Below are 22245 nucleotides of genomic sequence, written 5' to 3' on the forward strand. Positions count from 1 at the left end.
GCGGCTGCCTACTGTACTGGTCGCGCTCTGCCGGTCGTGCGCCGAGACCGCTTCGAGAAGGTGCTTGTCTGGCTGTGACAGGAGGGACAGAGGTAGCGGAGATTCTCCCGGCGATTGTCCAGCCGATCGCCATTGACATGGCCGATCTCCAGAACGAGTCTCTTGCCCTGCCAGACGTCCCCGATGCCGCACTCGGTGCAGGTGTGGGGAACGCCCAGATCATCCAACGCCCGCCGGAGCATCACGGTCTTCGTCCGTGGCGAGCCGGTCTCCATGTGTTTCAGCACGTCTGCCGCTGACCTCGGGAATCGGGAAGAGACGCCTCGGTGGTGCGCCTGACCCGTGAAGTGAGCGACGGACAGACCGTGTGCCTCGATGCTCCGCTGCACGAGTTGGCGAGATGCTCCGTTGTCTGCCCGGTGGAGGAGTCTGAGGACGTTGGCCAGGCTTGAGGACGCCGCGACCGCCGGTGCCAGCTCTTCGCTTGGAAGGATGCGCGGGCCGCGTCCCCACCCGGTGAAATGCGAGGTGTCGATGCCGAATTGGTCGAGCTTCTTGCGGATATGACTGTACGGGCTGTCCTCCGGAGGGAACCCCAGGTACTCCAGCACCTCTCGGATACTGCGCGAATGTGCTGCCGCTTCCGCAAGCTGCTCCTTCGGGTAGGCGCGACGCTCGCGCTCGGGCAGCGGTTCCTCGACGAAGTGGGACGTGTCGATGCCGTACTTCTCCAATCGGCCCACTAAATATCGGCGCGAGATGCTGCCCAAGGGCGCGCCGATTCGGCGCATCAGATCGACGACGCTGCTGGATACGGCCGCGGTCCTGGCGAGCAGATCGCACGGATACTTGCTGCTCATGCCACGGACCTCCGCTTCCGCCCACGGTATGTGTCCGTCACGGCATGGCAGTTGGGGCACAGTAGCCGCAGGTTTTCCGGCCGGTTGTCCCACCACTGGCCGTTGCGGTGGTCGACTTCCAGGCGTAGCGGATGTCCATTCCACTCAGTACCGATTTCGCACATCGCACACGATTCGGGGAACCCCATCCGCAGAAGTTCGCGGCGGAGTCGGCTGCCCGGCATCCTGCCTTCTTCTGGGGTACGCAGCGTCAGAGCGTCGCCACATGAGGCCCTCCGGCTGCCCCGTCGCACAGCGACGAAGTGAGAAATGTCGATGCCGAGCGTGGTGATACGGCGACTGATGTGTGCTTGGTTGCCACCCACAGGGTTGATGCCGAGGCGGCATAGGACTTCTTTGATGCTCGAGGACTGTGCGACGGCTTCCCGTAGACGCTCTTCCGTGTGCCGCACCCGCGCGGTGCGGAAGTGGGAGGTGTCCACGCCCAGCTCCGCCATTCTCTGGCGCACGTAGCGCCTGCTCCCCGGGGTCGGCGTGGCACCGCACCAGAGCAGGGCCTCGGCCCAGTCATTCGTGCTTCGTGCGGCCTCGGCCAGCAGCTCGCGGGTGTATTTCACCGGCATCGTCCCCTCCGTCCCGGCCGCCCGTTCGCAGCCTCGTACGGAGTAACGAACCGATAGTCGGACAGTCACGTCCGAAAATCGGAACGGTCCGCGCCGCTTGCACGGGGCGGACCGTCCCCGGCGTCGGTCTCAGACGCCCAGGTCCTTGATGATCTTGGAGACATGGCCCGTCGCCTTCACGTTGTACAGCGCGCGCTCGACCTTGCCCTCCTCGTCGACCACGATCGTCGAGCGGATCACGCCCGTGACCGTCTTGCCGTACAGCTTCTTCTCGCCGAACGCGCCGTACGCCTCGAGGACCTCCTTCGACGGGTCGCCGAGCAGCGTGACCTTGAGGCTCTCCTTCTCGCGGAACTTCGCCAGCTTCTCCGGCTTGTCCGGCGACACGCCGATGACGTCGTAGCCCGCGCCCGTCAGCAGGTCGAGGTTGTCGGTGAAGTCGCACGCCTGCTTCGTGCAGCCGGGGGTCATGGCGGCCGGGTAGAAGTAGACGATCACCTTGCGGCCCTTGTGGGACGCGAGCGAGACCTCGTTGCCGTCCGCGTCGGGCAGGGTGAAGTCGGGGGCGGTGTCGCCGGGCTGCAGTCGCTCGCTCATGGTTCTCCTCGGGGGCGTGCGCAGGCGTGCGGGTGTACGCCGACGAGCGTAATAGGGGTGCCGTGGCGTGCGGGCGGGGTAGAGCTGACAGACTGTCGATGACGGATTACCGGAAACGACCACGGAGGCGGCGCGGTGTCGGACGCCAGGACCCCTGCGCAGATCGAGGCGGACATCGTCCGCAGGCGCGAGCAGCTCGCCGAGACGCTCGACGAGATCGGTGTGCGTATACACCCGAAGACGGTCATCGGTGATGTCAAGGCCAGGGTCGCCTCGACGGTGGACCAGACGGCCGGGCGCGCCTTCGTCGCGGTGAACCGGACGATGTCGGACGTGAGGGCCCAGTTCGTGCGCGACGACGGTGCGCCGCGGCTGGAGCGGCTGGTGCCGGTCGCGCTGGTGGCGGCCGGGCTGGTGGGGCTGCTGGCGATGTCGGCGCGTCGGCGCCGGTGACCCTGAGGCGTACGCGGCGGCCCTGGGCAGGTAGGTTCGAGGTGTGAGCGCCAACAGTCATGAGTACGGCCCGCAGCACGACAAGCTGCCCATCCGGATGCTGCACGACCGCGTACTGGTACGGACGGACATCCCGGAGGGTGAGCGGCGTTCCAGTGGCGGCATTGTCATTCCTGCCACGGCGGCGGTCGGCCGGCGGCTCGCGTGGGCCGGGGTGGTCGCGGTCGGGCAGAACGTGCGGACGGTGGAGCCGGGGGACCGGGTGCTGTACGACCCCGAGGACCGGGCCGAGGTCGAGGTGCGGGGCGTGGCGTACGTCCTGATGCGTGAGCGTGATCTGCATGCGGTCGCCGCGGACAGGTTCCAGGGGTCGGAGGACTCGACGGGGCTGTATCTGTAGCGAGGGCGCGGCGATCAGGGCTGGTGGCGGGTGTCACCGGCCCTTTTGTCACTCTTTTGCTAGGTTGGAGTGACCCCGACGAGACGCGCCGTACCGGGCTGGCAAAGACGACGCACCCCCTGTAGTCGCGTGTGTCGGAGGTGCCGTCATGGCCTGGGTTCTACTCGTTGTCGCCGGTCTGCTCGAGGTCGGCTGGTCGATCGGGATGAAGTTCACCGACGGGTTCACCAGGTTCTGGCCGAGTGTGTTCACCGGTCTGGGGATCGTCGCCAGCATGCTGCTGTTGTCGCGTGCCGCGAGGACGCTGCCGATCGGTACGGCGTACGGCGTCTGGGTCGGTATCGGTGCGGCCGGTGCCGCGGTGGTCGGCATGTTCGTTCTGAACGAGCCGGTGACCGCCGCCCGGATCTTCTTCGTGTGTCTGCTGCTGGTCGCTGTGGTGGGGCTGAAGGCGACCTCGGGCCACTGAGGGCTGTTGGCCGGTGGGACCGGGTCCGGGGCCGGCGGCGGGGTTGTGGTCGGCTGCGCCCGCGGGGCCGGTGCTGTGGGCGGGCGGTGTGCCGGGGAGATAGCCGGGGAGATAGCCGGGCGGGCTTCCGGGCGCTGTGGGTGGGCCGCTGGTGGCGCCGCCGCTCGGTACGGCGGTGGTGTCTTCGTTCGGTGCGCCGGGCTCCGCGCCGTCGTGCCTGCCGCCGTCGTCCCGCCGGCCGTGGTTGCCCGGTTCGCGGGAGCCGAACGGCAGGTCCGGGTCGAAGGGCGAGTCCATCTCCTCGGCGCCCTCCCCCGGTTGCAGTTCGAAGTCCCGGATCTCGCTGCCTTCGAGCGCGGCTGCCGTGAACTGCCCCCAGATCTGCGCCGGTGCGTCCCCGCCGTTGAGGCGCGGCAGGCCCAGTGCCCCGTACAGCGGTGTCTGTGCGCCGGTGACCGGGTTCTGGCCCATCACGGCGACCACGGTGGCCAGGTCGGGGGTGTAGCCGGCGAACCAGGCGGCCTTGTCCTGTTCCGCGGTGCCGGTCTTGCCGGCGGCCGGACGGCCCGCGGACTGGGCCCCCATGCCGGAGCCGTCGGCGACGACGCTCTGCAGCATGGCGGTGGTGCTGTCGGCGGCCTCGCGCTTGACGGCTTGGCGGCCGGGTTTTTTCGGCAGGGTGATCCCCTCGCCGTTCCGCGTGATCTTTTCGACGAGTGTGTACGTGCCGCGCTTGCCGTGGTTGGCGAGGGTCGCGTAGGCCTCGGCCATGTCGAGGACGCTCGCGGTGGCGGCGCCGAGTGCGATGGAGGGGGAGGGGTTGAGATCGGGGGTGCTCTTGGGGATGCCGAGGTCGATCGCGGTCTTCTTCACTCGGGCGGGGCCGACGTCGACGGCCATCTGCGCGTACACCGCGTTGACGGAGTCGTCGGTGGCGGTGCTGACGGTGATGTTGCCGTAGGAGGCGTTGTCCTCGTTCTGGGGGTGGTACGGCGCGCCGGCCCAGCCCTGGATCTCGCGCCCGTTGCCGCCGTCGTAGACGGTGCGGGGGGTGATGCGGCGGCCGTCCTGGGTGGTGGCGCCGTGCTGGACGGCTGCGGTGAAGACGAACGGTTTGAAGGTGGAGCCGACTTGGTAGTCGCGGCGGGTCGCGTTGTTGACGTACTGCTTGGTGTAGTCGATGCCGCCGTACATGGCGACGACCTTGCCGGTGCCGGGGTCGATGGATGCCCCGCCGACGCGGACGTGGTGGTCGACGGCTCGGCCGGGGTCGAGTTTCGACATCACCTGGTCGTCGACGGCTTCGGTGAACGCGTCCTGCTTGTCGCGCTGGAGGGTGGTGGTGATCCGGTAGCCGCCGGCGGCCAGCGTTTTCTCCTCGATGATCTTGTTGCTGGTGAGGTAGTCGGTGACGGCCTGCACGATGTAGCCGCGCTGGCCGGACAGGCCGGTCGTGGGCTTGGCCGCCTGTGGCATGACGAAGCTCATGTCGTCGCGTGCGGTGGGGGAGAGCCACTTCTCCTTGACCATGCCGTCGAGGACGTAGTTCCAGCGGCCCAGCGCCGAGGTCATGTTCTCGGGGTGGGTGGCGATGTCGTACGCGCTCGGCGCGTTGAGCAGTGACGCGAGGTAGGCGCCCTGTGCGGCGTCGATGTCGTCGACGTTCTTGCCGTAGTAGGCGTGGGCCGCGGCCTGGATGCCGTAGGCGTTGCGTCCGAAGTAGCTGGTGTTGAGGTAGCCCTCGAGGATGTCCCTCTTGCTCACCTCGCGGCCGAGCTTCACGGCGATGAAGAACTCCTTCACTTTTCGGGTGACGGTCTGTTCCTGGCCGAGGTAGTAGTTCTTGACGTACTGCTGGGTGATGGTGGAGCCGGACTGTCTGCCTTTGCCGCGCAGGGTGTTCCAGGCGGCCCGGACCATGGCCTGTGGGTCGACTGCGGGTTCGGAGTAGAAGTCCCGGTCCTCGGCGGCGAGTACGGCGTGCTGGACGGCTCTGGGGACGCGGGCGAGGGGGACGTTCTCGCGGTTGACCTCGCCGTTGCGGGTGATGGGTGTGCCGTCGTTGTAGAGGTAGACGTTCGACTGCGAGGTCGCGGCGGCGTTGGCGGGCGGGATGTCGACGAGCAGGTAGCCGACGCCGAATGCGCCGATCAGGGCGAGTGCGAGCAGCAGGAATGCGCCGAGGGCGATGCGCCAGGTGGGGAGGATGCGACGCCGTCCGGGGCGCCCGCGTTGGGGCTTGTCGTGCTTCTTTCCTGCCGTGACGAGGGCGGGGGCGGTGGCGGGTGGACCGGGTGCCGTCGCGTCCCTGAGTGCCCAGCCCTGCTGCGACTCGTCTCTCATATCGCTCATAGTGCACTTTTTAGGCCGATATCCCTTGGATCTGGACCTCTTCCGGCCGGAAATCCGCTCGCGGTCCTCCGCCGCGCTCGGCTAGGGTCGTGCGCTTTGGTGCCTGGCCCTGTCGGTGGCGTGACGCGTGGAGAGGAGCTGTTGTGCGGCTTTACGCGGTGGTCGCGGCGGGTGGGTTCCGGCGCCATGCGACGTACCGGGTGGCCACGGCGGCCGGGGTGTTCACCAACACCGTCTTCGGCTTCATCGTGGCGTACACCTATATAGCCCTGTGGGACGAGCGCCCGCAGCTCGGCGGGTACGACCTGTCCCAGGCGCTCACCTATGTCTGGCTCGGCCAGGCGCTGCTGATGACCTGCGCCATGCTGGGCGGCGGCTTCGAGGACGAGCTGATCGAACGTATCCGCACCGGCGACATCGCCATCGACCTCTACCGTCCTGCCGACCTTCAGATGTGGTGGCTGGCGGGAGACTTGGGGCGGGCCGCCTTCCATCTGCTGGCGCGCGGCATCGTGCCGATGGTGCTCGGCGGGCTGGCCTTCGAGCTGGTGCTGCCCGCCTCGCCGCTGATCTGGCTCGCCTTCCTCTTCTCGGTCGCGCTCGGAGTCGTCGTGAGTTTCGCGGTGCGCTTCCTGGTGGCGCTGTCCGCGTTCTGGCTGATGGACGGCGCCGGAGTGATGCAGATCTGCTGGCTGGCGGCGCTGTTCTTCTCCGGGATGATGCTGCCGCTGAACCTCTTCCCGGGAGTCCTCGGCGAAGTGGCGCGGGCGCTGCCCTGGTCGTCGCTGCTCCAGGTTCCGGCGGACATCTTCCTCGGCAGGAGCAGCGGGTGGGGTCTGGTCGAGGCGTACGCCTTCCAGGCCGGGTGGGCGCTCGCGCTGCTGGCGGCGGGCCGGATGCTGCAGTCGGCGGCCACGCGCAGGGTGGTGGTCCAGGGTGGGTGAGGCCATCAGGGCGTACGGGCTGATAGCGGCGATGTGGATCCGTTCCACGATGGCGTACCGCGCGTCGTTCGCGATGACCGCGCTCGGGAACTTCGCGGCCACCGGCTTCGACTTCGTCACGATCCTGCTGATGTTCACTCATGTGGACGCTCTCGGCGGGTACTCCCTGCCCGAGGTCGCGTTCCTGTACGGGACGACGAGCACCGCCTTCGGGCTCGCCGATCTGGTGATGGGGTCCATGGACCGGCTGGGGCGGCGGGTGCGCGACGGCACGCTGGACACCCTGCTGGTACGGCCGGTGCCGGTGCTCGTCCAGGTCGCGGCCGACCGCTTCGCGCTGCGCCGTCTCGGGCGGATCAGCCAGGGGCTGCTGGTGCTGGGCTACGGGCTGGCGAATCTGGACGTCGAGTGGACGGCCGTCAAGGTGGCGATGGTGCCGTTGATGCTGCTCAGCGGCGGGGCGATCTTCTCCGCGGTGTTCGTGGCGGGCGGGGCGTTCCAGTTCCTGGCGCAGGACGCGTCCGAGGTGCAGAACTCCTTCACGTACGGCGGGAACACGCTGCTGCAGTACCCGCCGTCGATCTTCGCCAAGGACCTGGTGCGCGGGGTGACGTTCGTCGTGCCGCTGGCCTTCGTCAACTGGGTGCCCTCGCTGTACGTGCTGGGCCGCGAGGACCCTCTCGGGCTGCCGGCCTGGCTGGCGTTCCTGCCGCCCGTGGTCGCGGCGGGGTGCTGCGGGCTCGCCGCGCTGGCCTGGCGGGCGGGACTGCGTTCGTACCGCAGCACCGGAAGCTGAACGACGGACCGAGTGGGGGGTGGGCATGGATTTCATCGAGCTCGACGGGGTCGAGAAGGTCTTCGAGGTACGGCGCAAGGTGGCGGGCAGCCGGCTGCGCCGCGAGAAGCGGTCGGTGCGGGCGGTCGACGGCATAAGTTTTGCGGTGCCGCGCGGTGAGATGGTCGGATACATCGGCCCGAACGGCGCGGGTAAGTCCACCACCATCAAGATGCTGACGGGGATCCTCACCCCGAGCGCCGGCCGGCTGCGGGTCGCGGGTATCGACCCGTCCCGGGAGCGCACTCGGCTGGCGCAGCGCATCGGTGTGGTGTTCGGGCAGCGTACGACGCTGTGGTGGGACCTGCCGCTGCGGGATTCGTACCGTCTGATGCACCGGATGTACCGGATCCCCGACGCCGCTTTCCGCCGGAACCTGGAGCGGTGTGTCGAACTGCTCGACCTGGGCGCGCTGTTGCAGGTGCCGGTGCGTCAGCTGTCGCTGGGCCAGCGGATGCGCGGGGACATCGCGGCGGCGCTGCTGCACGATCCCGAGGTGCTGTATCTGGACGAGCCGACGATCGGGCTCGATGTGATCTCGAAGGCGAAGGTCCGCGGGTTCCTGCGCGACCTGAACGCCGAGCAGGGCACGACGGTACTGCTGACCACGCACGATCTGACCGACATCGAGCAGCTGTGCAAGCGGGTGATGGTCATCGACCACGGGCGGCTGATGTACGACGGGGCGCTGGCGGGGCTGCACGAGGTGGGGGAGAGCGAACGCACCCTTGTGGTGGATCTGGAGCGCGAGCTGCCGGCGATCGAGCTGGACGGGGCGCGCACGGTGAAGGTGGACGGGCCGCGGCAGTGGCTTGCGTTCCCGGCGTCCGGATCGGCGGCGCCGCTGGTTGCCGCGCTGGCGGAGCGGTATCCGCTGGTCGATCTGTCGGTGCGGGAGCCGGACATCGAGACGGTGATCGCGAAGCTGTACCAGGAGCGGCCGGGGCTGTGATCGATCAACAGCTCATGCCTCAACCGTGCGTTCGATCAACTGTGTGATCACCCCTGTGAAGGTCGGCGGGCGCCACTAGGCTGGCGGTATGACGAGTGAACTCCCCGAGATGCGCGCCTCCGACTCCGAGCGGGAGCGGGTCGCCGAGCGTCTGCGTGAGGCCGTGGCCGAGGGACGGCTCGACATGGACGAGTTCGGGCAGCGCCTGGACGCGGCGTACAAAGCGCGCACCCACGGCGAGTTGGCGCCGCTGGTACGCGACCTGCCGGTAGGCGGCTCCGTGCCGGGTGCCGCGGCCGCCCCGGCGACGGGCGACTGGGCCGGGCGGGTCGGAGGCCCTGCCACCTCGAAAGGGGCGTTCGCCTTCTGGGGCGGGTTCGGGCGCAAGGGCACCTGGACGGTCGGCCGCAGGTTCACCGCGTTCACGTTGATGGGCGGCGGCGAACTGGATCTGCGCGAGGCCCGTTTCGAGGCCGGCGAGACCGTGATCAACTGCGTGGCGCTCATGGGCGGGGTGCACATCGTCGTACCGCCGGACCTGAACGTCGAGATCCGGGGCATCGGCCTGATGGGCGGCTTCGGCGAGGGCGACAGTGGTGTGGAGGGTACGCCGGACCCGTCCGCGCCACGAGTGATCATCAAGGGCCTGGCGCTGATGGGCGGGGTGGGTGTGGAGCGCAAGCGCACCCGGGCCGAGAAGCAGCGGCTGAAGGCGGAGCGGGCCCAGAAGGCGGAGCAGCTGGACAGCCGGGACCAGGGCCGCCTGGACAAGGGCGAGGGTGAGGGCGGGGGCCGCAAGGAGCTGGGCTGAGGCATGGTGTCGCCCGGGCGCCGGCCGTGAGTCGCGTTCCGTACGGCCCCCGAGCGGTGAGCCGGGCTCCGTACGGCCCCCGGCCGTGAGCCCGCCTTCGTACGGCGCACGGCCGGGTCCTTGCTCCGCACAGCTGAGAGTTGCATCCGGGCCGCACGGTGCGCGGAGCCCGGACGGCTGTGCGGGGCTCAGAGCCGGGCCGGGTCCACGGACCTGCCCATCCGTTCGTAGCCGGCGTCGCTCGGGTGGAGATGGTCCCCGGAGTCGTACGCCGGGTACAGCTGGTGCGGCGCGTACGGATCGCGCAGTGCCCGGTCGAAGTCGACGACCGTGTCGAAGATCCGGCCCGAGCGGATGGCGGCGTTGACCCTGGTGCGTTCGGCCTCCAGGGCCGGGGTGCACAGCGGGTACCCGTAGCAGGGCATCAGCGTCGAGCCGACGACGCGCAGGTCGCGTGCGTGGGCGCGGCGGGTCAGTTCGCCCAGTCCCTCGATGAGCCGGTCGGCTGTCGGGGAGTAGGGCGCGTGCAGCAGGTCGTTGATGCCGATCAGGACGATCACCGTCCGCGCACCGGGGCGCTCGAGCGCATCACGGTCGAGGCGTTCGAGGGTGCTGGGGCCGCGGCCGTAGGTGAGCAGCCGGTTGCCGCTGATGCCCTGGTTGAGCACGCCGTAGCGGCCGCCGAGACGGTCGGAGAGCACGTCCGGCCAGCGGCGGTTGGTGTCACGGGTGGAGGAGACGCCGTCGGTGATCGAGTCGCCGATGGCGACGACCGTGCCGCGTGCCTCCGCGGTCAGCACGTCGACGGCGCTGATGTGATGCCAGGACGTGGTACGCCCGGTGTAGCCCTCGCCGCGCTCGTCGAGGGTGTGGTCGCCCTCTGCCAGGTAGGAGGTCTGGCGCGCTTGCGGGTGGGTGGTGACCACACTGCCGGGGCCGGGTGTGTGGATGGAGATGAGCAGATCGCCGTCGTACGGGATCCGGAGCACGACCGGGTCGCTGACCAGCTGTCCGCCGCCGGCGACGGTGGCGTGGGGCGCGCCCTGGAACGTGACGCGGCGCAGGGTGCCCGGCAGGGCCGCGGGCCCGTTGCCCGCCCGCACGGCCAGGGAGACCGAGTCGACCTTCAACGGCGCTGTCCCGGCCAGGTTGGACAGGGTGACGCGGGCCGCGGTGCCGCCGATGCTGGTGTGCACGATGTTGCGTACGGAACGGCCGGCGCTGCCGCTCGGCGCCCCCGGCGCCGTCGTGGTGGGGGCCGCGTAGACGGGGCTCGCGGACCAGGTGCCGATCCAGACGGGGTTGGCGGACGCCGGGGGCGTACGGAGGGCAGGGCGGCCTTTGGCGGTACCGACACTCAGGTAGATGCCGACGCAGATGAGGGCTACGACGGCCATGAGGGCGGCGAGGCTCGCATACCCGTGGCGCTTCTTCATGACCACATCATCCGGCATGGCCGGGGAACTCGAGATGCGGCCCAGGAGTACCAGAGGTAAGGACATTGCGTACGGTACGCACGCGCGGACGGGTGGAGCGGATGGAACGTACAGAGCGGGACGAGCCGGACGACCCCGGTGCGGGCCCGGCGGGGGCGGGCGCCGCCGGGTCGAAGGACGCCGCGGGGCGGAGTGTTGCCGGGTCCGGGGCGGCCGCATCGGGCGCCGCCGGGGCGGTACCCGCCGAGTCCGGCGCGGCAGGCGGGAACGACACCGGCGGGAAGGATGCCGTCGGCGCGAAGGACGCGGCCGACCTGAGGGACGCGGCCGACGGGAAGGGCACGGCCGACGGGAAGGACGCGGGCCGCGCGAAGGACGCCGCCGGGACGGCGGCAGGGGCGAACGGCCCCAGCGACGCGGCCGGGTCCGTTCCCGCCCGGTCGGCCAGGGGCGCGGCGGGTACCCGGGGGCGCTCCCTGCCCCCCTTCGCGTACACCGAGGCCGACGAGGAGAAGCGCCGAGGCGTCCGCCGGATGAAGACGACCGCGACCGGCATGCTGCTCCTCGTCGCACTCATCTTCGTCTTCGCCACCTGGGCGAAGAACGCGGGCCTGGGCGGCTGGGCCGGCTATGTCGCCGCCGCCGCCGAGGCGGGCATGGTCGGTGCGCTGGCCGACTGGTTCGCCGTCACCGCGCTCTTCCGCCACCCCCTCGGCCTCCCCATCCCTCACACCGCGATCATCCCCACCAAGAAGGACCAGCTCGGCGCCTCGCTCGGCTCGTTCGTCGGCGAGAACTTCCTGTCGGCCGACGTCGTACGGGCCCGGCTGCGCGGTCTTGGCATCGGCGGCCGCCTCGGCGCCTGGCTGGCGGAGCCGGCCCATGCCGACCGGGTCACCGCGGAGCTCGCCACCGCCCTGCGCGGTGCGTTGACCGTGCTGCGCGACGCCGACATCCAGGCGGTCGTCGGTGAGGCGATCACCCGCCGCGCGGAGAGCGCGGAGATCGCTCCCGGCATAGGGAAGACCCTGGAGAAGGTCGTGGCCGACGGTGCCCACCACCGTGCGGTCGACCTGATCTGCGCCCGCGCCCACGACTGGCTGGTCCTGCACTCGGAGTCGGTGATGGACGCGGTGGAGGGCGGCGCGCCGGGCTGGACCCCGCGCTTCGTCGACAAGAAGGTCGGCGAACGCGTCTACAAGGAGCTGCGGCGCTTCGTCACCGAGATGCGCGACATGCCGGGCCATCCGGCACGCGCCGCGATCGACCGGTTCCTCACGGACTTCGCGGCCGATCTGCAGTCGGACACGGACACACGGGTGCGCGTGGAGCGGATGAAGTCGGAGCTGCTGTCGCGTTCCGAGGTGCAGGACGTGATCGCGTCCGCCTGGGCCTCCGTACGGGCCATGATCATCTCGGCGGCGGAGGACGACCGCAGCGAACTGCGGCTGCGCGCCCGCGCCTCCTTGCTGTCCCTGGGCTCGCGCCTCGCCACGGACGGCCGGCTCCAGGCGAAGGTGGAGGGCTGGGTGGAGGATGCGGCCGTGTACGTGGTCACCACCTATCGGGCCGAGATCACCTCGCTGATCTCCGACACCGTCGCGAGCTGGGACGCGGAACACACCTCGCGCAAGATCGAGGCGCACATCGGACGGGACCTGCAGTTCATCCGGATCAACGGCACGGTGGTCGGTGCGCTGGCCGGCCTGCTGATCTACACCGTCGCACATGCGCTGGGCGCGTGACCCGTCCCTGCCTGACGGTCACGCGCCCAGCGCCTCTAAGGGGAGGTGCCCTGTAGTACGTACGTCACCGCGGGAGTGTTCAGACCTCTGGTGACGTTCGCCGAATTGCTCAGCGCGCCCGGCGCGTGACCGTCCAGGAGGCGAGTGCCACCCCGGCGGCCACGGTGAGGACGGCGGGCCACGCGCCCACCTTCTTGGCGAGCGGATGCGACCCGGCGAACGCGGCGACGTACGCGGCGCTCAGCCCGGCCGCTGCCCGGGGCCCGGCGTCATGGTGCCACCGACGCGCGGCGACGGCGCCCGCGGCGGCGAGGGCGACCCCGCCGAGGGGCCGCTGCCGGGTCCACCGGGCGACGCCGTACCCGCCGACGAGTCCGCCTGCCGCCACCACGCCCGCGGGAACACTGCGCATGTACCTGCCGCCTTTCGTTTCCTGTGCTGTCCGTGCTGCCTGCCGAACCTGGTCAAGCATGTCCCCTGAGCCTACGGCGCCCCTTCCGCCGCCCGGCCACCCGTCAGTCGAAGAGCTGCCCGCGCACCGCCCCGTCCGGGAACTTCTTCGTGTGGATGTTGGAGTAGAACGACTCCGGGCTGTGCCGGATCTCCTTCAGCAGTCCCTTGTGCTGGTCCTCCAGCCGCCCGGAGACGGCGAACAACCCTTCCGGCACCGGCTTGTTGAGAAGACCGAGCACGACGTCTCCGTTCTTGCCGAACCCGCCCTTGTGGATGTGCGCGGCCTGGGGCGCCTGGATGTTGACCCAGGCGAGCGAGAAGTCGACGTTCCTGCCCTTCGGGTGCAGGAACGTGATCGCGTGCCCGTCGTCGTCACCCACCTTGTGCGCGTCCTCGACCGGGACCTCCTGGTCGCCGTTGGCCAGCGCCCGCAGCTTGCCGCCCTGGATGATGTCGAGCGGGTTGACGTTCTTGTGCAGCCGCCTCAGCTGCCCGCGTACGGCTCCGCCCGGGAACTCCTCGCTGTGCAGGTTGACGTAGAACCCGGAGGCGTTGTCGCGGAGGCTGTCGGCGAGCTTGGCATCGGTGAGGACCGTCTGCCCGGCAGCGGAGTGGATGGTGTCCGGCATCGCGGTGCCGAAGAGGGGAACCTTGATGTCGCCGTTCTGCCCGGCGGCACCCTCGTGGATGTGCCCCGCGTTCGGCAGGAACCCCTTCCACTGCATCGAGAAGACGACCCGGTCGCCCTTGACCTTGACGAGGGCGACGGCCTTGCCGTCCGGGTCGTTCACGGCGGGCCCGCCCTCGACCGCCACCTCGTGCGCACCGGTGAGCACGGCGGCGAAGGTGACGGCGCGCGCCTTGCTCTTGTGGCTCGGCATGCCGGCCTGGCCGGCTTGGCCCATATGACCGGCCCGGCTCTCATGGTCTGCTTGGGCCGTCTGATTCGTGGGGCTCGTGTGGCTTGCATTGTCGTGGGCGAGGGCAGGGGCCATTCCGGTCGTGGCGAGCACAATTGCTGCGGCCGGCACGGCAAGGGAACGCTTCTGCATGGGGGTGAACCTCCCGTTGGGGCCCACTCGATGGTGGGTTCGGTCGTAAGGGAGTACGGGTGGACATGGCGCACGGTTCAATCGCAAAATCCCGCAATTCAGTTGAACGAGAGGTCAGTTGACCGCGTACCAGTATCCGTAGCGATCACACCGGATGACTTCGAGGGAATCGACATGCGCAGCACCCGGATCACGCCCCTGTTCGCCGCCCCGCTGGTCGGACTGGCGCTGCTCACCATGGCCGCGTGCGGAGGCTCGGGCGAATCGGGCTCGTCGAACGGGGCACCGCAGAAGTCCGCGGCGGCCGGTGCCGGCCAGGGCGGCAAGCAGCCCGCCGCCAAGGCCCCCGCCACGGTCTCCGTCACCACGGCGGAGTCCGAGCTCGGCACGATCCTGGTCGACGACAAGGGCCGTACGCTCTACGGCTTCACCAAGGACAAGCCGGGCGCGGTCAACTGCGACGCCGAATGCATCGCGGTATGGCCGGCCCTCACCTCGGCCAAGGACGTCACGGCGACGGGCGCTGCCGACCCCGGTCTGCTGAAGGAGACGAAGCTGAGCGAGGGCGTGGAACAGGCGGTGTACGGGGACTGGCCGCTGTACTACTACGTGGGCGACGTGGCCGCGGGCGAGGTCAACGGCCAGGGCCTGGACGACGAATGGTTCGTCATCGCGGCGGACGGAAAGCTCGTCAGGACGGCGGCGGAGACCGAATGACCGGTCGCCTTTGCCTTGGTGCTGCTGTGAGATTCCTTTAACCTTCCGGAAACCAAAGGGAAGTCTGCCGCCGTGCCCTCCGGCAATTCCGGATATCCGCCGGTGAGCCGAAGCCGAAGCCGATGTCGTGTACGCGGATTCCGGTGAGACCGGAATCCGCGTACAAGAAACCGGTTACGTCGGGTAATGGCGGCTGCCCGCTGGGCAGGAAGATCGCATGCGTACATGCACCGCCTCGATCACCCTTGCCACGGACGGCCTCGCGACCACCTCCCAACTGGCCGCCGCGGGCTGCCCCACCTCGACCATTGCCGACCGGTGCCGCCCCGGCGGCCCCTGGCAGAAACTCCTGCCACGCGTGGTCCTGCTCCAGACCGGAGCCCCGAGTCACCGCCAACGATTACGTGCCGCACTCCTGTACGCGGGGGAGGGCGCCCTGCTCACGGGTGTGGCGGCGCTCTCGCTGTACGGAGTCCGGGCGGTGGGCGGCCGGTCCCCGACGGGCGCGGTGGACGTTCTCGTGGCCGGCGGCCGGAACCCGCGCAGCCTCGGATTCGTCCGCATCCACCGCACCCAACGCCCCTGCCGTGGCCTTCCGGTGGAGGGACTGCCCTGTGCCCCACCGGCCCGGGCGGCAGCCGACGCGATCCCTTACGTGACCGGCCCCCGGGCGGTGACGGCACTCCTGGCCGAGCTCGTCCAGCGCGGACGCTGCACCCTTGATGAACTCACCGGGGCACTGCGCTCAGGCCACCGTGCGAGCGACCCATGTGTGGCCAGGACGATCGAGGGCCTGACGGCAGGTGTCCGCTCGGTTGCAGAGGCGGACGCCCGCCTCGTCCTGGGAGCGACGGACCTGCCGAGCCCGCTGTGGAACCCGAACCTCTACCTGCTGGACGGCACGTTCCTGGCCCGCCCCGATGCCTACTGGCCCCACGCGGGCGTGGTGCTCGAGATCGACTCCCGTGAATGGCACCTGAGCCCGGCCGACTGGGAACGTACGATGGCCCGCCGCAACCGCATGACCCAACACGGCCTGACGGTCCTGTCGGTATCCCCGGCCCAACTCCGCACCAACCCGACGGAGTTGCTGAATGCCCTCCGAGGCGCGCTCCGATCGGGTGAGGCGGCGACGGGAGTGGTGACGGGGGCGGGTCATGGGGTGGGCGCCTGACGTCTTGCGGGGGCGGCCGGGTCGGGATGGTGGGCCGGGCCGATCGGTCCCGGGGTGGGCCGGGTCCGGGGGTGTGGTGTGGGGCCGGTCTGGGGTTTGGCCGGGTTGGTGGGTGTGGTGTGGGCCGGTCTCGGGTTTGGCGGGGTTGGCGTGGTGAACGTGGGGCCGCCCTCCTGGTCTTGATGGTGGCGGCTTCGGGTCGGGCGTCAAGGGCGCTCGGTCGTTCCTCCCTCGCGTCGCCGTTGGCGATTTCGCTGCGCTTCACCCTTGACTCCCGCCCCTTCACCGCCGGGAAATGCTCTTGGGAGGGCGGCCGGGGGATGGGGGCCGCTGGAGGTGGGCTGGGGCCGTTCGCCGTGCGCGGTCCGCGGGCCGGTGGTGGGTGCGCGGCAGTTGAATGGGGCGGTGGCGGCTGCGCTCAGCGACCGCAGGCATGTTCCGGGCTCAGGTTCGGGACCGCTGGTCACTGTCCGGTGGGTGGTGCACGGGAGTTGAGTGGGGTGGCCCGGGTCGGCTCGGTGGGTGACGCTGGTCTGTGGGTGGGGGTTCAGGCCCGCTGGTCACTCTTCGGTGGTAAGGGAGTGGGGGCTGGTGGGGCGTCGCCGGGCAGTCCCAATGAACAAAAGGGGGCATAGTGACCCCCTTCCTGGGTTCTTGTACGCGGATTCCGGTCTCACCGGAATCCGTGTACACGACCTGTTCCATACACGGGACATTAAGGTGCATTTCGGGCAACAGCTCTGCCTCCGAGCCCGCCCCGCACCCCCGACCACCCGCAGCCACCCACCACCTCACCCCGTGACATGCCTACCCATGCCCCGCACAGTGACCAGCGGTCCTGAACCCCAACCCACAGACGGTCGACAGCCGCTAAGTGCAGCCGTCACCGCCCCATTCAACTGCCGCGCCCCACCCACGGCCCGCAGCCGCCCGAAACGAACGGCACCGCACGGGCCCCTGGCGCCGACCCTTCCCCCGGCCGCCCTCCCAAGTGCATTTCCCGGCGGTGGAGGGGCGGGAGTCAAGGGTGAAGCGCAGCGAAATCGCCAACGGCGACGCGAGGGAGGAACGACCGAGCGCCCTTGACGCCCGACCCGAAGCCGCCACCATCAAGACCAGGAGGGCGGCCCCACGTTCACCACGCCAACCCGGCCAAACCCGAGACCGGCCCCACACCACACCCACCAACCCGGCCAAACCCGAGACCGGCCCCACACCACACCCCCGGACCCGGCCAAACCCCAGACCGGCCCCACACCACACCCCCGGACCCGGCCAAACCCCAGACCGGCCCCACACCACACCCCCGGACCCGGCCAAACCCCAGACCGGCCCCGCCCTGCCCGCAGGCATCTCCTCGTGCGTCCATCGCCGGCCCGAACTCCCCGAACTCCCCGAACTCCGTGTCCAGCAGCCGCCGGGCAACGGCCCGTGTTGCCCGTACCGTTGGATCCATGAGCCGCAGCTCACCCGCGATGGCTTCGGCTGTGCCGTCGGTTTCTGCGCTCATCCGCGGACTCTCGCACCCCCCGTTGGGGCGTTGCAGAGCACTCGGGTGGCGCGGCGAGATACGCCCAAGGGCGTTGCCGCCCGCCGCTCACGGCGGCGATGCCGGTCTCGTCGTAGCGGGCGGTCGCCAGGGACCAGGCCAGATTGCCCGCCATCAGGTGGCCCATGCCCTCCACGTAGTGGTCGATGTGCCCCCGCACCTCGGGAAGCACGCCCCGTTCGCTCAGCGTCTTGGGGAGGTCGAGGGCGAGCCGGTCGAAGCGGGCTGTCTGCGCGTTGGCGAGGGCGGCGATGTGCTCGACGGACTGCTCCAGGGTGCAGTCCTTCTGTTCGCGCAGGACGACGACGCTGTTGTTCACATCCCCGGCCGCCAGTTCCTTGACGAGCGAGACGATGTCGTTGACGAAGATCACCACATCGCCGGTGATCTCCCGCATCTCCCGCAGTGGAGAGGAGCCGTGCAGTTCGTCCGGCAGGGTGTAGCCACCGCACCGCTCGATGAAATCGAGGCAGGGCTGTACGCCTATGGAGTGCCGCCGGACCCTGAGGAACTGCTCCAGAGTCGGCAGGCGGTCCGCGTTGCGGTTGTGTGCTTCTCCCTGATGGGCGGCCATGTAGGCATGCCAGTGCGTACGGAACCGGAGCTGCCAGTCCTCCGGTGTGCCGGCGGTGGCCCGGCGCCAGATGTCCCGGAACGCCCGGACTAGCGGTGGTCCGGACAGGCCTGACCCGCCTGCCATGCCGGACGCCTGGGGCGCGTCGTCCGTCGCCATGGTCCGTCCGAGGGTGGCCACCACGCGCTCGATCGCCTCGGGCCGCATCCCCAGCCCGCCGTCGAACTGGTCGTCGAAGATGAAGAACCAGGCGTTGAAGTCGGCAGCCAGTTCGAGGTCCTTGCCCGTGGCGTCGGGATAGAAGTACGCCATCAGCCGCTCGAGCCGCAGCGCGTCGTATTCCACCGTCGCGGATTCCCCCGTCAGCAGGCCTGTCTCCTGGAGCCACTGGAGTGTGTGTCTCCGTGCGCGCTCCGCATGCGGGCTGAAGCGGGCGGGGAACGGAATCCTGATGGCGGCGGTGCGCCGCGTAGGGTCCGAGGGCACTGGGTGGTGGCCGGAAGCCGTCGCGTTCGCCATGCAAGCCCCCTGGGGAATCGCCGCACGTCCCACCGGCTCGGCCGTGCAGGCCTGGCGTGTTCTCGCGCCTATGAGGCTAGGTGCCGCACCACCTGGACGGCCGTGATCGACGGGTGTGAAGTGGCGTGGGTACGGCGCACGAGACGGCGCGCGCGCCCCCCGCGGGCATGCTGTGGGGGAGGTGAGGCGAGAGTGGCACCGCCGCGAGGTCGACGCCGTTACCAGAACCGTGGGTCTCCGTTGGGCAGAACATCCGCAAACGGTTACGGACCGTCTCCACGGGCGTACGCTTCGCGTGTACTCGGGGACGACACACGGTCGAAGGAACTGATGTGGCCTACACGGGAGAGCGGCCAGGGCGCCCGCGCCGACTGCTGCTGGAACGTGACGCAGAACTTGCCGCCGTGGACGCCCTGTTGGCGGAGCTGAGAGCGTCGCCCAAGGGCTCAGCCGCACCCGGCGCCGGGGGCTTATTGGCCTTCGCCGGGCCGGCCGGACTCGGCAAGACCACACTGCTCACCGAGATGCGCAGACGAGCCGTGGCCCGAGGCTGCACGGTGCTCTTCGCCCGTGGAGGAGAGCAGGAGCAGGGCGTGGCGTTCCATGTCGTACGCCAGCTCGTCCAGCCCGTCCTGGCTGCAGGGACCGAGAAGGAGCACCGCAAGATACTGGGCAGTTGGTACGACATCGTCGCGCCCGCGGTGGGCCTGGTGGCGGGGAACAACGGCTCCCCCGATCCGCAGGGCGTGCGGGACGGCCTGGACTGGATCGCCACCCGTTTCGCTGTGCAGCACGCGCCGCTGGTGGTCATGCTGGACGACGCCCACTGGGCGGACGCCGAATCGCTGGCCTGGCTCACCGGCTTCGCGCCACGTGTCACCGAGCTGCCGATGCTGCTCGTCGTGGCGTACCGCTCCGATGAACTCCCCGGCGATGCCGCCGCGTTCGCCAGGCTTGCCGAGCGCCATGGCTCGCACCCGTTCGACCTCATACCGTTCACACCCGGCGCGGTCAGCCGCATCGTCCGGGACATCCTGGGGGAGGAAGCCGACGAGGGTTTCTGCCGTGAGACCTGGGCGGTCACCGGCGGGAACCCCTTCGAGACCGTCGAACTCGCCGCCAAGGTCGCCGATCGCGGGCTGAAGCCGCAGGTCGTCCACGTTCCCGAACTGCGGGAGCTCGCCTCCGCGCTGAAAGGCAGCGGGCTCGTCGAGCGGCTGGAGCGGCTCGGCACCTCCGCCGTCCGGTTCGCCTGGAGTGCCGCTGTGCTGGGCGCCGAGGCGTCCCGCAGCCTGGCCGCGAGCGTCGGCGGACTGGGCGAGGCCGAGTCCGCCGACGCCGTCGCCCGGCTGCGCGAAGCCCGTATCCTCGCCGAACCGGCTCCGGACGCACCCGAGGACGACCGCCTGGAGTTCTTCCACCCGCTGGTCGCCACGGCCGTCTACCGCGCGATTCCCGCGGCGTTCCGCGTCGCCATGCACGGCCAGGCCGCCGCGATCGTCTCCGGCGCGGGCCTGGGCGCCACCGCGGCTGCCCGGCACCTGCTGGAGATGCACCCCGAGAGCGACCCCTGGGCCGTGCGGCAGCTGCGCCAGGCCGCCCGCGAATACCTCAGGGCAGGCGCTCCCGAGGCCGCCCGGCGCTGCCTCGCCCGGGCGCTTCGCGAGCCACCCGCCCTGGACGAGCGGGCCGACGTGCTGTTCGAACTCGGCTGCTCCGCCCTGCTGACCGAACCCGCGACCACGGTCAACCATCTGCGCGCCGCACTGGACGAGCCTGTCCTGGACCCGGCCCTGCGTGAGGCGATCGTCTATCGGCTGGCACAGGCCCTCGGCCACTCGGACCGGATGGCCGAGGCCGCCGAGACGGTCGCAGAAGCGGCCCGGGACGCCACAGACGCCAGGACCCGGCTGCGCATGCAGGCGGAGCAGTTCATGTGGAACGCCTTCCGGGCCGATGAACTGGACTCGCCGGCCCGCTCACGCAGGCTGGCCCGGCTCGCGGAGCACGTCACCGGCCGGGGCCTCGCGGAGCGGTACATCCTGGGGCTGCGTGCCTGGGACGCCATGGTGCGCGGCGAGCCCGCCGTCACGGCGCTCCACTACGCGGAAGAAGCCCTGGGCGAAGGCCTCAGGTGGACCGACGAGCAATGGGGTTTCGAGGTCCCCGTCCTGGTCGCTCTCACCTTCATGTACTGCGACCAGCCCGGGCGGGCGGAGGAACTCTTCAACCGGGGCATCGCGGAATGCGAGAGCAAGGGCTGGCGCGGCGCCCATCTGTCGTTCGGATACACGCTTCTGGGCTATATCCGCTATCGCCGCGGACGCCTCGACGAGGCCGAGGCCCTGGTCCGCGGCGGACTGCGGATCGCGGACAGGGTCGGGCACCAGGTGCCCGCGCAGTACTTCGCCATCGGCATCCTCATCGAGATCCTGCTCGCCCGCGGCCGCACCCAGGACGCCCATGAGCTCGCCACCAGGTACAGATACGGCGATGTCGTGCCCAGCGCCGTCGTGTACCCGGACTCCCAGACCGTCTACAGCGAGCTGCTGCTCGCCCTCGGCATGCGCCGGGAGGCGGAGCAGCAGCTCGCCCAGGTCGGCCTGCGGCTCGAACCGCGCGGCATGCGCAACCCCGCCTGGTGCCCTTGGCAGCTCCACCTGGCCCAGGCACTGGATGACCCGGAACGGGCTCTCGAGCTTGCCTCCGAAGGCGTTGAGAGGGCCCGCCGGTTCGGCACCCGGTCCGCCATCGGTCAAGCGCTGCGGGCCACGGCTGCGGTGTCCCACGGTGCGGAGCGGGTCGCCCTGCTGGCCGAGGCCGTCGAACACCTCGAGCGCTCTCCTTCCGCCTACGACCTGGCGTGTGCTCTGGTGGACCACGGTCTCGCGCTGCGCCGTGCCGGGTTGCCGCAAGAGGCCACGGAGCGGCTTCACCGTGGCATGGAAGGCGCCGTGCAGTGCGGGGCCGACGCGCTTGCGGCACAGGCCCGCGAGGAGCTGGACGCGGCCGGTCTGTGGCCGATCCAGCTGCGCACGGCGGCCACGGATTCGCTCACCGCGCAGGAGCGTACGGTGGCCGAATGGGCCGCGCGCGGCTGGTCGAACGCCCGCATAGCCGAGGAACTGGGCGCTCAGGACGTGGTGGTGACGCGCCTGCTGTCGGACGTGTACCGCAAGGTCGGCTCCGACCACGCGGGACTGCCACGGCTGATCGGCCGGCAGCCGGGGGCGGGGCGGACGCCGGGGGACTGAGCGAAAGGGGGCGCGTACTCGACCGGGTGGAGGGGTACGGGTGCCGTTTCAGGCGCAGTTCCGCGGCTCGCCCCACCCAGCGGCCCGCAGGCGCCGAGGCGTGTAACCACCAGGGCTCATCGGCGGCGCGAGCAGCAGGTGGGATGCCGCCAGTTGTCGGGACGGGCGCCGGACGCCGAGAACTGCGGTATGCGTTCGGCGTGCCCGCTGATCGGCTTGTCGCACACGACGCAGAACCGGATGCCGCCCTCGGTTGTCATGACTCGGCCCCCTCGTTGTGACGCGTGCATGCCCTCGGGAACCACTGGGTGACCCCGCTGGCGATGCGTACCATGCGCGGTCCGAGGTTGATCGCGGTTTGCGGCGTCAGGACGATGCCGCACCACACGCAGTCCATGCCACGCTGTTGCCGCCGCGACAGCTCGCCGATCGGCGGCAGCTTTCTGTGTCGAGTGATCATTTGGATGCCCTCCGCA

19 protein-coding genes, 1 pseudogene and 1 riboswitch are annotated in these 22245 nt (G+C 70.1%); of the genes and pseudogenes, 11 read left to right on the forward strand and 9 right to left on the reverse strand.

Annotation, left to right across the window (positions count from 1 at the left end):
* Positions 1-8: 8 nt before the first annotated feature.
* The 3 genes from ACFYWI_RS07465 to bcp all read right to left on the reverse strand — a co-directional run bounded on the left by ACFYWI_RS07465 (position 9) and on the right by bcp (position 2080).
* On the reverse strand, positions 9-860 hold the full coding sequence (locus ACFYWI_RS07465) for an HNH endonuclease (protein WP_389226645.1): 852 nt from the start codon (positions 858-860) through the stop codon (positions 9-11).
* Positions 857-1483: an HNH endonuclease gene (locus tag ACFYWI_RS07470; RefSeq protein ID WP_389226648.1), complete on the reverse strand. Its 627-nt coding sequence runs from the start codon at positions 1481-1483 to the stop codon at positions 857-859. Before ACFYWI_RS07470 ends, ACFYWI_RS07465 begins: the two co-directional genes overlap by 4 nt.
* Before the next feature lie 129 nt (positions 1484-1612).
* Positions 1613-2080: a thioredoxin-dependent thiol peroxidase gene (bcp, locus tag ACFYWI_RS07475; RefSeq protein ID WP_389226651.1), complete on the reverse strand. Its 468-nt coding sequence runs from the start codon at positions 2078-2080 to the stop codon at positions 1613-1615.
* A 135-nt stretch (positions 2081-2215) separates the two neighbouring features.
* On the opposite strand from bcp, the gene ACFYWI_RS07480 reads away from it, so the two are divergent.
* From ACFYWI_RS07480 to ACFYWI_RS07490, 3 genes are all read left to right on the forward strand, one after another.
* On the forward strand, positions 2216-2533 hold the full coding sequence (locus tag ACFYWI_RS07480; protein ID WP_389226654.1) for a DUF3618 domain-containing protein: 318 nt from the start codon (positions 2216-2218) through the stop codon (positions 2531-2533).
* Between the two features lie 43 nt (positions 2534-2576).
* On the forward strand, positions 2577-2933 hold the full coding sequence (locus tag ACFYWI_RS07485; RefSeq protein WP_389226657.1) for a GroES family chaperonin: 357 nt from the start codon (positions 2577-2579) through the stop codon (positions 2931-2933).
* 44 nt (positions 2934-2977) lie between these two features.
* Positions 2978-3050: riboswitch (guanidine-III (ykkC-III) riboswitch) on the forward strand.
* 31 nt (positions 3051-3081) lie between these two features.
* Positions 3082-3402, forward strand: a complete 321-nt coding sequence (locus tag ACFYWI_RS07490) for a DMT family transporter (RefSeq protein WP_389227323.1) — start codon at positions 3082-3084, stop codon at positions 3400-3402.
* Positions 3403-3411: 9 nt separating this feature from the next.
* On the opposite strand, the pseudogene ACFYWI_RS07495 reads toward ACFYWI_RS07490, so the two are convergent.
* Positions 3412-5745, reverse strand: a pseudogene (locus tag ACFYWI_RS07495) (transglycosylase domain-containing protein); the annotation flags it as partial.
* A 152-nt stretch (positions 5746-5897) separates the two neighbouring features.
* Here ACFYWI_RS07495 and ACFYWI_RS07500 point away from each other — a divergent pair.
* The 4 genes from ACFYWI_RS07500 to ACFYWI_RS07515 all read left to right on the forward strand — a co-directional run bounded on the left by ACFYWI_RS07500 (position 5898) and on the right by ACFYWI_RS07515 (position 9296).
* Positions 5898-6698, forward strand: coding sequence for an ABC transporter permease (locus ACFYWI_RS07500; protein ID WP_389226660.1), 801 nt, complete (start codon positions 5898-5900; stop codon positions 6696-6698).
* The gene (locus ACFYWI_RS07505; RefSeq protein ID WP_389226663.1) at positions 6691-7494 is read left to right on the forward strand and encodes an ABC transporter permease; all 804 of its coding nucleotides are present in this window, start codon (positions 6691-6693) and stop codon (positions 7492-7494) included. Before ACFYWI_RS07500 ends, ACFYWI_RS07505 begins: the two co-directional genes overlap by 8 nt.
* Positions 7495-7519: 25 nt before the next feature.
* Positions 7520-8485 (forward strand): ATP-binding cassette domain-containing protein, encoded by a 966-nt coding sequence (locus ACFYWI_RS07510; RefSeq protein ID WP_389226666.1) that lies wholly within the window; start codon positions 7520-7522, stop codon positions 8483-8485.
* An 88-nt stretch (positions 8486-8573) separates the two neighbouring features.
* Positions 8574-9296 carry a DUF1707 domain-containing protein gene (locus ACFYWI_RS07515; RefSeq protein WP_389226669.1) on the forward strand — a complete coding sequence of 241 codons (723 nt, stop codon included), beginning with the start codon at positions 8574-8576 and terminating at the stop codon, positions 9294-9296.
* Between the two features lie 188 nt (positions 9297-9484).
* Here the strand turns inward: ACFYWI_RS07515 and ACFYWI_RS07520 are convergent, their stop codons facing one another.
* Positions 9485-10732: an SGNH/GDSL hydrolase family protein gene (locus tag ACFYWI_RS07520; RefSeq protein ID WP_389226672.1), complete on the reverse strand. Its 1248-nt coding sequence runs from the start codon at positions 10730-10732 to the stop codon at positions 9485-9487.
* A 101-nt stretch (positions 10733-10833) separates the two neighbouring features.
* Between ACFYWI_RS07520 and ACFYWI_RS07525 the strand changes: the two genes are divergently transcribed.
* Positions 10834-12477, forward strand: coding sequence for a DUF445 domain-containing protein (locus tag ACFYWI_RS07525; RefSeq protein ID WP_389226675.1), 1644 nt, complete (start codon positions 10834-10836; stop codon positions 12475-12477).
* A gap of 109 nt (positions 12478-12586) precedes the next feature.
* On the opposite strand, the gene ACFYWI_RS07530 is transcribed toward ACFYWI_RS07525, so the two are convergent.
* Both ACFYWI_RS07530 and ACFYWI_RS07535 read right to left on the reverse strand, forming a co-directional pair.
* Positions 12587-12889, reverse strand: a complete 303-nt coding sequence (locus ACFYWI_RS07530) for a hypothetical protein (RefSeq protein WP_389226678.1) — start codon at positions 12887-12889, stop codon at positions 12587-12589.
* Positions 12890-12992: 103 nt separating this feature from the next.
* Entirely contained in the window at positions 12993-13982 is a 990-nt protein-coding gene (locus ACFYWI_RS07535) for a CHRD domain-containing protein (RefSeq protein ID WP_389226681.1), read from the reverse strand.
* Positions 13983-14156: 174 nt separating this feature from the next.
* Between ACFYWI_RS07535 and ACFYWI_RS07540 the strand changes: the two genes are divergently transcribed.
* Both ACFYWI_RS07540 and ACFYWI_RS07545 read left to right on the forward strand, forming a co-directional pair.
* Positions 14157-14699: a hypothetical protein gene (locus ACFYWI_RS07540; RefSeq protein ID WP_389226684.1), complete on the forward strand. Its 543-nt coding sequence runs from the start codon at positions 14157-14159 to the stop codon at positions 14697-14699.
* A 217-nt stretch (positions 14700-14916) separates the two neighbouring features.
* Complete coding sequence (locus tag ACFYWI_RS07545) at positions 14917-15873, forward strand: hypothetical protein (RefSeq protein ID WP_389226687.1); 957 nt, start codon at positions 14917-14919, stop codon at positions 15871-15873.
* 1466 nt (positions 15874-17339) lie between these two features.
* On the opposite strand, the gene ACFYWI_RS07550 is transcribed toward ACFYWI_RS07545, so the two are convergent.
* Positions 17340-18515 carry an isoafricanol synthase gene (locus tag ACFYWI_RS07550; protein WP_389226690.1) on the reverse strand — a complete coding sequence of 392 codons (1176 nt, stop codon included), beginning with the start codon at positions 18513-18515 and terminating at the stop codon, positions 17340-17342.
* Between the two features lie 332 nt (positions 18516-18847).
* Between ACFYWI_RS07550 and ACFYWI_RS07555 the strand changes: the two genes are divergently transcribed.
* Entirely contained in the window at positions 18848-21769 is a 2922-nt protein-coding gene (locus ACFYWI_RS07555) for an ATP-binding protein (RefSeq protein ID WP_389226693.1), read from the forward strand.
* Positions 21770-21885: 116 nt separating this feature from the next.
* Here the strand turns inward: ACFYWI_RS07555 and ACFYWI_RS07560 are convergent, their stop codons facing one another.
* Entirely contained in the window at positions 21886-22029 is a 144-nt protein-coding gene (locus tag ACFYWI_RS07560; RefSeq protein WP_389226696.1) for a hypothetical protein, read from the reverse strand.
* Between the last annotated feature and the right edge of the window lie 216 nt (positions 22030-22245).

Origin of the sequence: Streptomyces sp. NPDC002889, assembly GCF_042888425.1 — a bacterium.
In the GTDB taxonomy this organism is placed as follows: Bacteria; Actinomycetota; Actinomycetes; order Streptomycetales; family Streptomycetaceae; genus Streptomyces.